At 70.9% G+C, this 13,106-nt stretch carries 11 protein-coding genes; 6 read left to right on the forward strand and 5 right to left on the reverse strand.

Features of this window, described 5'->3' with window-relative positions:
* Positions 1 to 142: 142 nt before the first annotated feature.
* Together I004_RS34425 and I004_RS0116885 are read left to right on the forward strand one after the other, a co-directional pair.
* Positions 143 to 1,078 carry an HTD2 family dehydratase gene (locus I004_RS34425; RefSeq protein ID WP_051345107.1) on the forward strand — a complete coding sequence of 312 codons (936 nt, stop codon included), beginning with the start codon at positions 143 to 145 and terminating at the stop codon, positions 1,076 to 1,078.
* Positions 1,075 to 1,890: a GntR family transcriptional regulator gene (locus tag I004_RS0116885; protein ID WP_199779408.1), complete on the forward strand. Its 816-nt coding sequence runs from the start codon at positions 1,075 to 1,077 to the stop codon at positions 1,888 to 1,890. Before I004_RS34425 ends, I004_RS0116885 begins: the two co-directional genes overlap by 4 nt.
* Before the next feature lie 61 nt (positions 1,891 to 1,951).
* Here the strand turns inward: I004_RS0116885 and I004_RS0116890 are convergent, their stop codons facing one another.
* Together I004_RS0116890 and I004_RS0116895 are read right to left on the reverse strand one after the other, a co-directional pair.
* A complete protein-coding gene (locus tag I004_RS0116890) occupies positions 1,952 to 2,716 on the reverse strand; it encodes a YqjF family protein (RefSeq protein WP_028436464.1) in 765 nt (254 codons plus the stop codon).
* A gap of 110 nt (positions 2,717 to 2,826) precedes the next feature.
* Complete coding sequence (locus I004_RS0116895) at positions 2,827 to 3,927, reverse strand: peptidoglycan recognition protein family protein (protein WP_028436465.1); 1,101 nt, start codon at positions 3,925 to 3,927, stop codon at positions 2,827 to 2,829.
* Positions 3,928 to 4,571: 644 nt separating this feature from the next.
* Here I004_RS0116895 and I004_RS34430 point away from each other — a divergent pair.
* The 4 genes from I004_RS34430 to I004_RS0116915 are packed head-to-tail and all read left to right on the forward strand — an operon-like array spanning position 4,572 to position 8,792.
* Positions 4,572 to 5,708, forward strand: coding sequence for a 2-keto-3-deoxygluconate permease (locus tag I004_RS34430; RefSeq protein WP_078511323.1), 1,137 nt, complete (start codon positions 4,572 to 4,574; stop codon positions 5,706 to 5,708).
* Positions 5,705 to 6,934, forward strand: a complete 1,230-nt coding sequence (locus I004_RS0116905; RefSeq protein WP_028436466.1) for a four-carbon acid sugar kinase family protein — start codon at positions 5,705 to 5,707, stop codon at positions 6,932 to 6,934. The genes I004_RS34430 and I004_RS0116905 overlap by 4 nt, the downstream gene beginning before the upstream one ends.
* Before the next feature lie 47 nt (positions 6,935 to 6,981).
* Complete coding sequence (gene pdxA / locus I004_RS0116910) at positions 6,982 to 8,025, forward strand: 4-hydroxythreonine-4-phosphate dehydrogenase PdxA (RefSeq protein ID WP_028436467.1); 1,044 nt, start codon at positions 6,982 to 6,984, stop codon at positions 8,023 to 8,025.
* The gene (locus I004_RS0116915) at positions 8,022 to 8,792 is read left to right on the forward strand and encodes a DeoR/GlpR family DNA-binding transcription regulator (protein WP_028436468.1); all 771 of its coding nucleotides are present in this window, start codon (positions 8,022 to 8,024) and stop codon (positions 8,790 to 8,792) included. Before pdxA ends, I004_RS0116915 begins: the two co-directional genes overlap by 4 nt.
* 71 nt (positions 8,793 to 8,863) lie before the next feature.
* On the opposite strand, the gene I004_RS0116920 is transcribed toward I004_RS0116915, so the two are convergent.
* From I004_RS0116920 to I004_RS0116930, 3 genes are all read right to left on the reverse strand, one after another.
* Complete coding sequence (locus I004_RS0116920; protein WP_028436469.1) at positions 8,864 to 9,868, reverse strand: SDR family NAD(P)-dependent oxidoreductase; 1,005 nt, start codon at positions 9,866 to 9,868, stop codon at positions 8,864 to 8,866.
* A gap of 136 nt (positions 9,869 to 10,004) precedes the next feature.
* On the reverse strand, positions 10,005 to 10,268 hold the full coding sequence (locus I004_RS0116925) for a DUF397 domain-containing protein (RefSeq protein WP_028436470.1): 264 nt from the start codon (positions 10,266 to 10,268) through the stop codon (positions 10,005 to 10,007).
* A gap of 664 nt (positions 10,269 to 10,932) precedes the next feature.
* Complete coding sequence (locus I004_RS0116930; protein WP_028436471.1) at positions 10,933 to 12,819, reverse strand: LamG-like jellyroll fold domain-containing protein; 1,887 nt, start codon at positions 12,817 to 12,819, stop codon at positions 10,933 to 10,935.
* Positions 12,820 to 13,106 lie beyond the last annotated feature (287 nt).

Raw genomic sequence — 13,106 nt, forward strand, 5'->3', positions numbered from 1 at the left:
TCAATGCCGCTGTGAACTGCGGGAACCTCTCCCGGCCTTGACCATCGGGCAGCCCACTCCGCAGAATTTCCCTGCTTTGTACGTACCGGGGCCGTCGCGAAGGCGCGCCCTCGGGCGGGAGCGTGAGAGCGAGGGGATACCCGTGTCCGAGTCCGGCACCGAGGGCTCCGGCGGATCCGAGGGCCGCGGCGGCGCCGACGTCCTCAGGGAGGTCGCCGATGCGTGGCGCCCCGGCCCTGAACACAGCACCGACACCCTCGATCCGGGGCCGTCGGCCGCGCTGTCGGCGGTGCTCGGTCTGCCTGCGCCCGCCGCCGGGGCCGGGCAGCCGCTTCCCCCTCTGTGGCAGTGGCTGCACTTCCTGCGCTGGCCGCCCCAGCACCGACTCGGCGCGGACGGGCACCCGCGCGACGGGCACTTCCTGCCGCCGCTGCCGCAACGGCGGCGGATGTTCGCCGGCGGACGTCTCGAGGTGGGCACACCGCTCACGCTGGGCCGGCCCGCCGAACTGACCAGCTCCGTCATCGGTGTTGAGGTCAAGGAGGGACGCAGCGGCGCGCTGCTGTTCGTGACCGTACGCGGTGAGTACCGGCAGGACGGAGCGCTGTGCCTGACGGAGGAACAGGACCTCGTCTACCGGAGCGGCGGGGGAGCCCCCGTCCCCGATGGCCTCGTCCCGGACACGGAGACGACGCCCGATGCAGCCGCGCCCTGGCAGTCGCCGTGGGGCACCGACCCGACCCTGCTCTTCCGCTTCAGCGCCCTCACCGCCAACGCCCACCGCATCCACTACGACGCCCCCTACACCACGGGCACCGAGGGGTATCCCGGGCTGGTCGTGCACGGGCCGCTGCTGGTGCTGTCGATGCTGGAGCTCGTCAGGCGCGAGGCCCCGGACCGTACGGTGCGCACCCTGTCGTACAGGCTCCGCAAGCCGGTCTTCTGCGGCGAACGGCTGCTGACGTGCGGCGAAGACGGAGGGCCGTACTCCCAGGGTGACGGCGGTGACAACGTGCGTCTGTGGGTGGCCAGTTGCCGCGAAGACGTACATGCCACCGCGGAGGTGACCCTCGCGTGACGGGCAGCGGCACCGGCGCCGGAACGGGTTCCGGCAGAGCTGCGGGCGCTGCTGCCTCCGCGGTACCGGGCGTGCCGGGCCGCGCCCGCAGCGCTTACCGCGGTCTCGCCGACGATCTGCGCGCCGGGCTCCTCTCACGCAGCTACCCGGAGGGCACGCGGCTGCCCACGGAGGCGGAGCTGGCGCGCACGTACCGGGTCAGCCGGCAGACGGTCCGCCGTGCCTTCCAGGACCTCGTCGCCGAGGGGCTGGTGCATCGCGTGCCCGGTCGCGGCACGTTCGCGGCGCCACGCGGCGGCCGCTATCTGCGCCAGTTCGGTTCGGTGGACGACCTGATGAGCCTGTCCGTCGACACGACCATGCGGCTGTCGGCGCCGCTGCGCCGTCAGGTCGACGTGGACGCAGCGGGCAGGCTGGGCCTGGAGAGCGACGTGGTGCACACCGTGGGCTTCCTGCGGCTCCATGAGGACGTTCCGTTCTGCCACACCGCCGTATGGCTGCCGCCCGATGTCGCCCGCGTGGTGCAGTCCGTGCCCGAACTCACCGACGAGGGAAGCGTCAGCACCGTGACTGTCATCGGGCTGCTGGACGAGCGGCTGCCCGCGCCCATCACGGACGCCGAACAGAGCATCACGGTGGCGGCCGCGCCGGAACCGGTGGCGGCGGAGCTGCGCTGCGAGCCGCACCATCCCGTACTGCGGATCGACCGGCTGTACGCAACGACCACCGGCGAGCGCGTCGAGCTGGCGGTGAGTCACTTCCTGCCGGAGCAGTACTCCTACAGGGTGCGGCTGCGGCGCGGACGACTCTGACACACGCGCGAACGACGGCCGACGGCCGACGGCCGACTGCCGGGAGCTGGGAGCCGGGGGCTCAGGGCGTGGGCACGCCTGCCGGCCGCGCCGGGCGCGAGAACCGCACGGGCACGCCCGGTGAATACAGCACGCTCAACGGGTCGCCGACGGGCGCCGGCAGACCGGCCGTCGTGACCAAGTCCTCGTCGCACTCGATCAGTTCGGCGCGGTGCAGCGTCCAGCGGGGATGGTCGTTGGGCAGGTACACGGCCCTGTCGAAGAAGGTGTGGTGCATGCCCCAGCGGGCCGTCAGAAAGTGCTCGAGCTCCGTGGGCTCCTCGACCGGCTCACCGGTCCTTATGGTCATCCGGCAGCGCGCGCCCCGCGGCCCGGGCCAGCGGCGCCTGCTGGTGTAGGTGATGTTCCTGCCCCGCTGCCGCACCGACATCCGCGCCCACCGGTAGGGCATGCGGAACGCGGTCAGCGCGACCGTCACGGATATCAGACGCGAGGCGTCGAGGGAGCGGAAGACCACGCCGCGCCGCCCGTGTCCGTCCACCGAGTACAGGCGGACGTTCGTCTCGGGGAAGCTGCCCAGATACGGGATGCCCGGCAGCCGGAACCAGCCCACGCGGTGCATGCGGAAGGCGACGAGGCCGACATAGGTCCTGCCGTGCAGCACGTCGGGGACGGTGCCCGGCGGCAACAGCGGCGCCACGTCCGAGGGGTCCGCCGCCCAGTGCACGAAGGCCAGGTCGAGCCAGGACTGCGTGAGCAGCGGCCGCGACGTGGAGCCTGGCGGCTCGGGCGTGACGGGCTGAGGTTCCCGCGCTGCGTGCGGCACCGGGCCAGCATCGCAGACCACCTGCGGCGCGGCGCCGGTGGACGAAGAAGCGCGAGGGATGCGGCCGGGGAGCGCGACCCGGCCGCATCCCTCGCGTCAGGGCCCCTGCGTCAGGACAGCAGCCTTTTCCAGTCGGACTCTGTGAGCTTCCCGTCGGACGGGAGCTCGATGCGGCGCCTGCTGCTGCGCATGAGCGTGGTGACGGCGTCGTCTGCCTCGCGTCCACCCGCCGAGCGGGACGGCGGGGTGATCAGCGGCCAGATGTCGGAGCCGAGGTAGCCGGTCTCGTCGGTCTCGCAGTGGTATGTGGCCGAGCACGTGTGGCGCTTGACGCCGTTCCGGTCGGCCAGTTCGGCCACGGCACGCTTGGTGTCCTTGCCGAAGACGCCGTCGGCGGGCACCTTGAACCCCTTGCTCCGCAGAAGATGCTGCGCGGCCCGTACGTCACTGCCGGCGGCTCCGGGCTTCAGGAGCGGCCAGGCAAGCACGTCGTCGGAGGAGGGGCGGGAGACGCCGAGCACGCTGCCGACCGCGTCGCGCAGTTCCTGGAGGCGGCCATAGAGGACGTCGCCGGGGCACTCGGTCGAGTTGAAGTCCCGGTGGCCCTGGATGTTCTTCAGGTCCGTGCCGTACTGGGACGCGATCCACGCGACGAGCTGCACCAGGGAGTCCCACAGAGCCGCGGGTACGTCCACGTCCGTGTAAAGACCCTCGTTCTCGATCCCGATGACCTCGCTGTTGTGACCGCCGACGTTGGCGCCCTGCACGTGCTGCGTGCCGCCGCGGACGACGGACAGGCTCTTGTGACGGCCCTCCAGGCGGAATCCCCCGCGGGAGTTGGTGAACTGCTGGCCGGTGTCGGCCCAGCCGTTGCCGTCCATGTGGTGGTTCTGGATGTCCCTGCAGATCTTCTTCGCGTGCTCCAGCGAGTAGTCCTCGCTGTTGCCGGGCTCGGCGGTGTGGTGGACGACGATGAAGGTCGGCTTGTGGTCCTGGACGACGATCTCGCTGGAGGCGGGTCGCGCGCCCCACTCCTCGGTGCTGTAGATGCGCGGTTCGGCTGCGGCCTTGGCGCGGGCCTTCTTCTTGGCGCGTGGCGATGCTGCGGCGTGCGCGGTCCCGGTGGTGGTCAGGCCGATCGCGCCGACGGCCGTGGCCGCCACCCCGCCGCGCAGCAGGGCACGTCGGTCGAAGCCTGGCTGTGCTGCCATCTCGGTCTCCTTCGGGAGTGGGAAGGAAGGGGGGACTCCCGCGCTCGGAGTTCGGTCACCGATGCGTGGAAGCGACCCGTGCGGGAAGGCAGAACGCTCCTCCCCGCACGGGCTGAAATCGGATTCCGCGCTTCGCCAGTAAAGGCATTGCGCCATGAACGCGACAACCCCATGGGGGCAACGCGTTGCGACTTTCTCGGAGTTCTGAAAGAAACGCGGGCCACGAATCACCTGTAGCAGAGCGAACCGGGCCCCGCCTCCTGTGGTTCGCCCACTGAAGACGACTGGTTGCCGGGCCGTCAGCTGACGCCTCGGCAGATCCCTTGCAAGCCAAGCGGTTCGGTCCGCGCTCGCTCCCCACTTCATGGGGCAGCGCCGGGACGGCCGGTCCGTGTCCGGGAGTGGACGGTGCGTCAGCCGAAGCGCGTCCGCCCTCACTGCGCCATCTGTGTCTCCCGCGACCGCTGTTGGCCGCCGCTCGTCCCTCCGGCCACGGCGCCGGGAGGCCTGCCACCGTGCCGGCTGCCGGACCCTCGGTGCGCGGTTTGCGCATCTTGCATGAAACACGCATGCGCTGTACCTTCCGCGGGATGCCGGGCCGGTCAGGCCGGTCCGGAACGTGGTGGACGGAGGGCGGACCGCACATGTCGATACCGATCAAGGCGAGCCTCGAACGAGTTCCCGGCGGCATGATGCTGGTGCCGCTCCTGGTGGGCGCGGTGATCAACACCGCTCATGGGGGGACCGGCGAGTTCTTCGGCTCGTTCACAGGAGCGCTGTTCTCCGGCGCGCTGACGATCCTCGCCGTCTTCTACGTCTGCATGGGCGCGACGATCGAGCTCAGGACGACGCCGTACATCCTGAAGAAGGGCGGCGCCCTGCTCGTCACCAAGGCGGGCGTCGCCGTGATCGTGGGAATGGTGATGGGGCGATTCCTGGACGAGGCGCCAGTCGACGGCGGTGTGTTCGCCGGGCTCTCGACCCTCGCCGTCGTGGCCGCACTGAACGACACCAACGGCGGCCTCTACATGGCGCTGATGAGCCAGTTCGGACGGGGACGCGATGCCGCGGCCTACTCCCTGATGAGCCTCGAGTCCGGGCCGTTCCTCACCATGCTGACGCTGGGCGTCGCGGGTCTGTCGGCCTTTCCCTGGCAGACGATGCTCGGGGCGATCCTGCCGCTCATCATCGGCATGGTCATCGGCAATCTCGACCCGCAGATGCGCACGTTCCTCGGCGCGGCCGTGCCCGTGTGCATCCCGTTCTTCGGCTTCGCGCTCGGTTCGGGCATCGACCTGGCCGCGGTGTGGACCGCGGGACTGCTCGGGATCGGCCTCGGCCTGTTCGTGCTGGTCCTCAGCGGCGTGACCCTGTTCTTCACCGACCGCCTGGTGGGCGGAAGCGGGCTGGCCGGCCTGGCGGCGGCCACCACCGCCGGCAACGCGACGGCCGTCCCCGCAGTCGTGGCCGCCGCGAACCCGGCGTACAAGGAGGCCGCCGACAAGGCGACGATCCTGGTCGCCGCGTCGGTCGTCGTGACCTCGATCCTGGTGCCCGTCATCACCCTCGCCTACCAACGCAGGCTGGAACGCCGCGGAGTGACGGAGGGGCAGGACGCCCCGAAGCGGCAGAGGGACGAGGATGCCGATGCAGTCGCCGGCAGCGAGCCCGGCCCGGACCGGGAGCCGGACACCGGGACAGGGGCCAGTACGGACAAGGGTGCAGGGGCCGGAGCCGCGAGCCCGGGGAGTCCGGAGGAAGCGGCCACGGAGTCCCGATGAGCACCGCGCCCGCCGTCATGATCGTCGCCGATGATCTGTCAGGTGCCGCCGACAGCGCCGCCGCGCTCGCGCCGCATGCCTCCACGGCAGTGGCGCTGCGCGCGGAGGCGGACTGGCCGCACGCGGAGGCCGTCGCCGTCGACACGGACAGCCGCTATCTGCCCCCGTCCGACGCCGCGGCCGCGTGCGCCGCCGTCGCTCGGAGAGCGGCGGCGCACACCCTCGTGTACAAGAAGATCGACTCCACGCTGCGCGGAAACATCGGCCCGGAGACCGCCGCGATCCTGTCCGTTCTCGCCGCACGCGGGGACCGGGGGCCGGGGTCGCAGCCGGGGCGCTTCCTCGCGGTGCTCGCACCCGCCTTCCCCGCCACGGGCCGTACCGTCCTCAACGGTCAGGTCCACATCGACGGCGAGGCGTTGGACAACCGTCATCCCCAACGGCGGCCGGTGACCGCCCAGTTGCGTTCCGCGGGTCTCGATGTGGCCCGACTCTCGCTGCGTGAGCTGCGGGGAGACTGTCCCCGGACCTCGCTGCGGGCGATGGCAGGAAACGTGGACGCCGTCGTCGTCGACGCCCTGACCGACGACGACCTCGCCCGAACTGTGCACGCCTGCGACGGACTTCGCGTGCTGCTGGCCGGTTCCGGCGGACTGGCACACCATCTGCCGCTCCCTGCGACGGCAGCCTCGGTGACGGCGGACGAGGCGGAACCGAACCGGGACCCGGCACCCGCCCTCTTCTGCATCGGCAGCCGCAGCGACACCGCGCACGCCCAGCGCCGGGCGCTGCTCGACGGCACGGCTGCCCTGGCCGTGCCCGTCCTGCCGGACGCACGTGCGGTCGAAACGGCTGCCCGCCACGTGAGCACGGCGCTCCGGGACGGCAGAGACGTGGCCGTCTTCCCCGACCCGGACGCCCCGGTGCAACCGCACCGTGCGGGCGAGATCGCCGCGGCCCTCGCGTCGGTGGCGGGCGCGGGACTCGCAGCGGCGGGCACGCTCGTCGCCACCGGCGGTGAGACCGCGCGTGCTGTGCTGCGCGACGCCGGCGTGGACACCCTGGACGTCCTGGGGGAGCCGGAGCCCGGAGTGCTGCGGATGAGCGGGGCCGGAGGGCCGCGGGTGATCACGAAGGCCGGTTCGTTCGGGGACGACGGGACGCTGCTGCGCATCGCGCGCTCCCTGCGCACGGAGGGCGCCGTCACGTCAGGGGGCCCGCCCTGACCCCGGTCGGTTTCGCGTCAACTCCTCATCTGCGGAAGGCTGTCACCATGACCACCCCACCTGTCATCGCGATCACGATGGGCGACGCCGCGGGCGTCGGTCCCGAGGTCGTCGTCAAGGCACTCGCCGGTGCCTCCGGTGCCTCCGGTGCCGGCGCGCCGGGCGGCGCCGCGGCCACCGCGTTCCGGCCGCTTGTGGTGGGCGACGCCGCACGGCTGCGCCGAGCGGCCCGGCTGACAGGTGCGGAAGTCGAGATCGAGACGGTCTCCTCCCCGGAGGAGGCCTCCTGGGTGCCGGGTGTCGTCGACTGCATCGACCTGGCGAACATCCCGGAGGACCTGCCCTTCGGGGAGCTGTCGCCGGTGGCGGGCGAGGCCGCCTACAGATACATCGAGACGGCCACGCGACTGGCCACCGAGCACCGTGTCGACGCGATCTGCACCGCACCGCTCAACAAGGAGGCGCTGCACGCCGCCGGGCACCGCTACCCGGGCCACACGGAGCTGCTGGCTCACCTCACCGGTACGGACGAGGTGTCGATGCTGCTGTCCGCGCCGTCCCTCCGCGTCATCCACGTCACCACGCACATCGGCCTCGTCGACGCCGTGGCGAAGATCGAACCCGGGCTGGTCGAGCGCACCGTCCGGCGAGGCCATGCCACGCTGCTGGCTTCGGGCGTGGCGGAGCCGCGCATCGCCGTGTGCGGCATCAATCCGCACGCCGGTGAGAACGGGCTCTTCGGGCACGGCGAGGAGGAGGCCAAGGTGGTCCCCGCGGTCGAGGTCCTTCGCCGGGACGGAATCGACGCCCAAGGGCCGCTGCCCGCCGACACCGTCTTCTTCCGCGCGGTACGCGGCGACTTCGACCTGGTGGTGGCCATGTACCACGACCAGGGGCATGGGCCGGTCAAGGTGCTGGGTCTGGACGCCGGGGTCAACGTCACCGTGGGGCTTCCGGTGATCCGCACCAGCGTCGACCACGGCACCGCCTTCGACATCGCGGGCACGGGCACGGCCGACGAGGCGTCGATGCTCGAAGCGCTGCGCCAGGCCGTCGAGCTGGCGCCGCAGCGCGCGGACGCCGCCGCATGAACGGCTCGGACAGACGCGGCGAGATCCGCGACCTGCTGCGCGTGCGACCCATCGCGGTGGCCGAACTCGCCGAGCGCTACGGCGTATCGGAGTCGACCATCAGGCGTGATCTGACGCGGCTGTCGGAGTCGGGCCAGGTCGTACGCACCTACGGCGGCGCCCTCTCCCACGGCCCCGGCGAGGAGCAGACCCTCCACGAGCGCGAGACGCTGGCGGTTTCGCAGAAGGCCGCCATCGCACGTGCGGCCGAGGCCCATGTGGCGGGCTGCGGCATGGTGTTGCTGGACGCCGGTACGACGGTGGGTGCGCTCGCGGAGCGGCTGGCCGCCCGCGGCGGGCTCACCGTGGCGACGCCCGGGCTGACCTCGATCAACATCCTCGCCGGTGTGCCGGGCATCGATCTGGTCGTACTGGGCGGCAACGTACGGCAGTTGAGCCTCGGCATGGTCGGACCGCTGGCCGAGGCCGCCGTCTCCAGGCTCACCGCGGACGCCGTCTTCCTCGGAGCGGACGGAGTCGTCGCCGGGCGCGGCATCTGCGAGGCGTCGCCGGAGCAGAGCGCGCTGAAGCAGCTGATGATCGACCGCTCCCGTGACGTCCATGTCCTGGCCGACGCGGGGAAGTTGGGACGTGCCGATTCGCACTGGTGGTCGGTCTTCGAGCGGCCCTGGACCCTCATCACCGACGCGGGCGCGAGCCAGGAGCAGCTGGCGCAGTTCCGGGAGGACCCGCTGTGCACGGTCCAGGTGGCTCCAGGGACGGGCTGACCCCGGCACCACCTTCCCGGGTTGCGGACGGGCGGCTGCCCCCGGGGCCCCGACAGCCGCCGCCCCGCCGCTCAGGCGGCCCCGCCGTTCCCCGCGAACGCGTCGAGACCGGTCAGTTCGGCCGAGAGCGCCCACAGCCGGGACGCCTCCTTGGGGTCCGTCGCGTATTCCCGGACGCCCGAGGCCGACCCCGGGGCCGTGACCGACGTCTGGTCGGATGGGGCGTACGGGGCGATGTCGCAGTCCTCGCAGTAGACGCCGCCCATCCCCTCCAGCTGGGCGGACGTGGCTGCCCACACCTGCGTTGCCGCGCCCTGCTCGGGGCTCTTGAACGACGTCAGCAGCGGGTTGCCGTCCTCGTCGATCCACCCGTTGGCCACCATCTCCTCGGTGGGCAGGTGCCGTTGGAGCGGCGTGAGGATGCCGCCGGGGTGCAGCGAGAAGGCGCGGACGCCCGAATCTCGGCCCAGCCTGTCGAGTTCGACCGCGAACAGGGCGTTCGCCGTCTTCGCCTGCCCGTACGCCTGCCACTTGTCGTAGCCGTGCTCGAAGTGGACGTCGTCCCAGCGGATCGCGGAGCGGTGGTGCCCCCTGGAGGAGACGGAGACCACCCGCGCGCCACCGTCCCGAGTGAGGGCGGGCCAGAGCCGGTTCACCAGTGCGTAGTGGCCGAGGTGGTTGGTCGCGAACTGTGCCTCCCGGCCCGGGCCCACGCGGGTCTCCGGACAGGCCATCACAGCCGCGCTGTTGATCAGGATGTCGATGCCGCGGCCGGTGGCCAGGAAGCCCTCGGCGAACGACCGCACGCTGTCGAGATCGGCGAGGTCCAGCGTGCCGATCTCGGTGCCGGAGACGCCTTCGAGCGCATCCCGGGCCGCCTCGCGCCGCCGCGCAGGCACGACGACATGGGCGCCCGCCGCGGCGAGAGCGCGCGTCGTCTCCAGGCCGAGACCCGAGTAGCCGCCGGTGACGACGGCGAGCTTCCCGGACAGGTCGATGCCGCGCAGGGCTTCGGACGCGGTGGTACCGGCTCCGAAGCCGGTGCCGATTCGCTGCTGAGGTGTGGGTGTGCTCATGGAGTGCACGCTACGAATTCGAGTGCGCTCCAGCGCAAGGCACCGGGCTGCGGGAACTTCTCCTCCCGCAGCCCGGCTACCACCTCTGTGTGAGCCTCCGGTCTCATCCCTGAGGGGCGCCGCTCAACGCGTCCAGTCATGCGGTGAGGAAGTCGGCCGCTCCGGCCTTGGCTCCCTCGATGAAGGCGGTGATCTCCTCAGGGGTGTAGAGCAGGACGGGCCCCTCGGGATCGGTCGACTGGCGAAGCGCCACCCGGCCGTCCGGGAGCTTCTTCGCCTCCACGCAGGCGCCGCCGTTCTGCCCGCTCCAGGGCTTGTGCCAGCCTTCGGTTCCCAGTTCACGTGCGGGCATCCCGTTGCGGAGGCTGCCGGCGGGGCCGGTTGCAGCAGCAGGGTTCATGGTCCGAACTCCTTACGCAGGTGGATCCGGTACGTGCGCGGTCGGAGCACGTACCTGTGGTGCGGCCGGCAACGAGACACATGTGAGCGCTTCCAGACGAACAGACATACCGGGCCGCCGATCCGGACAGACCGCACTAAGCAGCTGTGTGAGCGTCAGCACAAGCGTTTTCCTTGCGACTTGTTTGAAATTATCAGAACGATGCTTGCGGCTTGAAGCCCACAACGACATAGTGTCAACGTGATGCTGAACACCGGGTGCCCGGAGTTCAGCCCCTCAACCTGCCGGGGCAGGGCCGAGCTTGGGGGGTGCGATGTCGTTCTGCGGGGGAGCGCGATGTCGTCCAAGCGCAATCCGGCCCGCGAAGGGCGCCGCTCCCGGAACTGTTTCGCTGCGGCCTGCGAAGCAGTCCGGGGGCGGCAGCCCGTCGTCCACCCGGGGCATGACCGCACGGCCTTGCCCGTTCCTCGGCCGACAACCCGCGGTGCGCCGACCTCTTCACCGCCGGACCTCAAAGGAGGTCGGGGCGAAGGGCGGGGTCCTCATCGTGTGGCGGGGTCGACGCGGGCGGCCCGACGGGCCGCCCCTCAACCCGGCTTCCGGGGGCCCGGTGACCGGCCCTCGGCTCAACTTGTTCCTCCGGCGCCGCTCCGGCTCCGGTCTCTCACTTCCCGGGTGCGAGCCTCTTTGCCTCCGCACTCGTGAGTGCCTTGGGGAACGCCCGTACGTCCTTGATGGTCCCGTCGAAGCCGCGGATGAACTGGTCGCCCAGCCGGGCCCGGCCGACGGCGAAGTCCCCCTCCGCGCTCCGGTCGCCCTCCCTGTCGACGGAGTCCTGGAGCTTCCCGTCGACGTACAGGCGGATCACGCCTTCAGTCGCGTCATAGACACCGGCGAGAGAGGTCCAACGGCCGGCACGCGGGGCGGCATCGGATTCCGCCTCGTCCGCTCGCGAGGTCTGCGTGTCCTCCCGGTGCATCCGCATCTCGAAGCGGTCCTCCACCGGGTCGAACTGGAGCTGGAAGGAGCTGACTTCGGCTCCGTCCTGGCTGGCGACGGTCTGGTAGCCGTCCAGGCTCCGGAGCTTCACCCGGGCCGATACCGAGAAGCTGCGGTCGGTATCGAACACCGGGCCCTTTGAACTGACGGACTGCTGCCCGGAGAACGCCAACCCGCCGTCCTTGACCGGTTCCGGTGGCAAATCGCCGACGAGCGTCCCGTCGCGGTCATTGTCCGTACCGTCCTTGGTCACGCGGTCTTCGACGTCGTCGAAGAGCCACTCCAAGGCCGCGCCTTTCACCGCTGGGCCAGAGTTGCGCCCTTCGCCGTTGCCGGGAGGCTGCCGGGGGGATCTGTCCGCCGGTCCGGTCGGTGACGGGGAGTCGGTGGCCGATGCCGAAGGACCGGGTGCACCGGACTGAGACTGCCCCGGATCGGTCGGAACCTTCTTGGCCGGTGGCGCACCACTGCTCACGGGCAGCGACGGGCCGAGTCCCGGCACGTAGACGGACGCCGCCACCAGGGAACAAGCGCCCAGGACCCCGATGGCCAGCCCGAGCCGTCCGGCACGGACCCTGAATCCGCCGTTCTTCCGCTCGGCGAGCCCCGTCCTCCCCAGCACATCCCAGGTGGCCCTGCCGAGCGCACCCCGGTGGTCATCGGCAGGCGCGGAAGCCTCCGCTGCGGCAGCCTCCCAGACAGGAGCCATGCCGCCTTCCGCGGCGACGGCGACGGTCGGGGAGGTGCGTTCCGCCTGCCGGGAAGCGGCATAGGCAGCTCCTCCCCAGGGCAGCACCGCTTCCACCAGGAGCCCGCCGAGGTTCGTGTACATGCGCTGAAGGTCGGCGACCGCGCGGGAGCAGTAGTGACACTGCTGAAGGTGTGGGACCACATCCGCCGTGTTGCCGCCCCTGTGGTCGGCATAGGCCATGACCATCCGGTGGAAACGGCGGCAGTCGTCCGTCAGGCCGTCATGGTGAAGTTGCTCATAGGCGTAGTAGAAGTCCCTGTACGCGCGCCTGAGCAGTGACGAAATCTCCTGGGAATCAGGGGAATCCGAGCCGACGAGCCGTCCGATCGAGCTGCCGTCGGCGTACTCCACCAAGTGATGCCACAACACCGTCTGCAGATTGGCCGGGAGAGTGCTGAACGCCCCCGTGATCGTCGATCCACCGTGGAGCGATGTGACGTCACGCACCCAGGAGCCCTGGTCCGGATGGCTCATGGGAATACCCAGCCACGCGGCCAAGTCAACGTCGATTGCGGCGTGTTGAGCTGTGCCTGCGAACTCGGCCGCCGCCCGCAGCACCGACGCCAGCGCGTGGGGGCGCAGTGCACCGGGCCCGCCTGGGCTGTGCTGCCACAGGGTCAGCTGCCAGGCGCGCTCCGCCAGCTGATCGGCTGCCGCTTCGTCTCTCACGCACAACGCGGCAAACGTGCGGACAGCACCGAAATGGCGGCCTGCCAGTTCGATCAGGGCCCCATACGCCGACTCCCCGCCGACACATGCGAGTTCGACCAGCTCGATGTCGGACAGCCGCTCGGGTTCCATCCGTCCAACCCCCCATCGGTCAAGGCGTGGCATCAAGAGCGGACGCCCACGGACAGGCCGACGAATGGTCAGTAGCGGCGGCCACTGCGGTCGGCCCCGCACGACGCCCAGGGGTGCGAGGGCCGCTTTCCGCAATTCAGCTAGTCGTCTCTGATGAGGTGGTACCCCGCCTGGACTGCGGTTGGCATGTCCTCACGCTCTCTCTCACCGTATCCAGAGCCGCGGAGGGTATGACTCCAGGCAGCGAATTTGGCACAGATCGACAAGCCTTCCGTGGCGGTCCTCCC

This window comes from Streptomyces sp. TAA486 (assembly GCF_000426165.1).

Coding starts and splice junctions, on each gene's coding strand:
- I004_RS0116895 (WP_028436465.1), bottom strand. CDS start 3,927: ATGGCAGCACAGCCAGGCTTCGACCGACGTGCCCTGCTGCGCGGCGGG.
- I004_RS34430 (WP_078511323.1), top strand. CDS start 4,572: ATGTCGATACCGATCAAGGCGAGCCTCGAACGAGTTCCCGGCGGCATG.
- I004_RS0116905 (WP_028436466.1), top strand. CDS start 5,705: ATGAGCACCGCGCCCGCCGTCATGATCGTCGCCGATGATCTGTCAGGT.
- pdxA (WP_028436467.1), top strand. CDS start 6,982: ATGACCACCCCACCTGTCATCGCGATCACGATGGGCGACGCCGCGGGC.
- I004_RS0116915 (WP_028436468.1), top strand. CDS start 8,022: ATGAACGGCTCGGACAGACGCGGCGAGATCCGCGACCTGCTGCGCGTG.
- I004_RS0116920 (WP_028436469.1), bottom strand. CDS start 9,868: ATGAGCACACCCACACCTCAGCAGCGAATCGGCACCGGCTTCGGAGCC.
- I004_RS0116925 (WP_028436470.1), bottom strand. CDS start 10,268: ATGAACCCTGCTGCTGCAACCGGCCCCGCCGGCAGCCTCCGCAACGGG.
- I004_RS0116930 (WP_028436471.1), bottom strand. CDS start 12,819: ATGGAACCCGAGCGGCTGTCCGACATCGAGCTGGTCGAACTCGCATGT.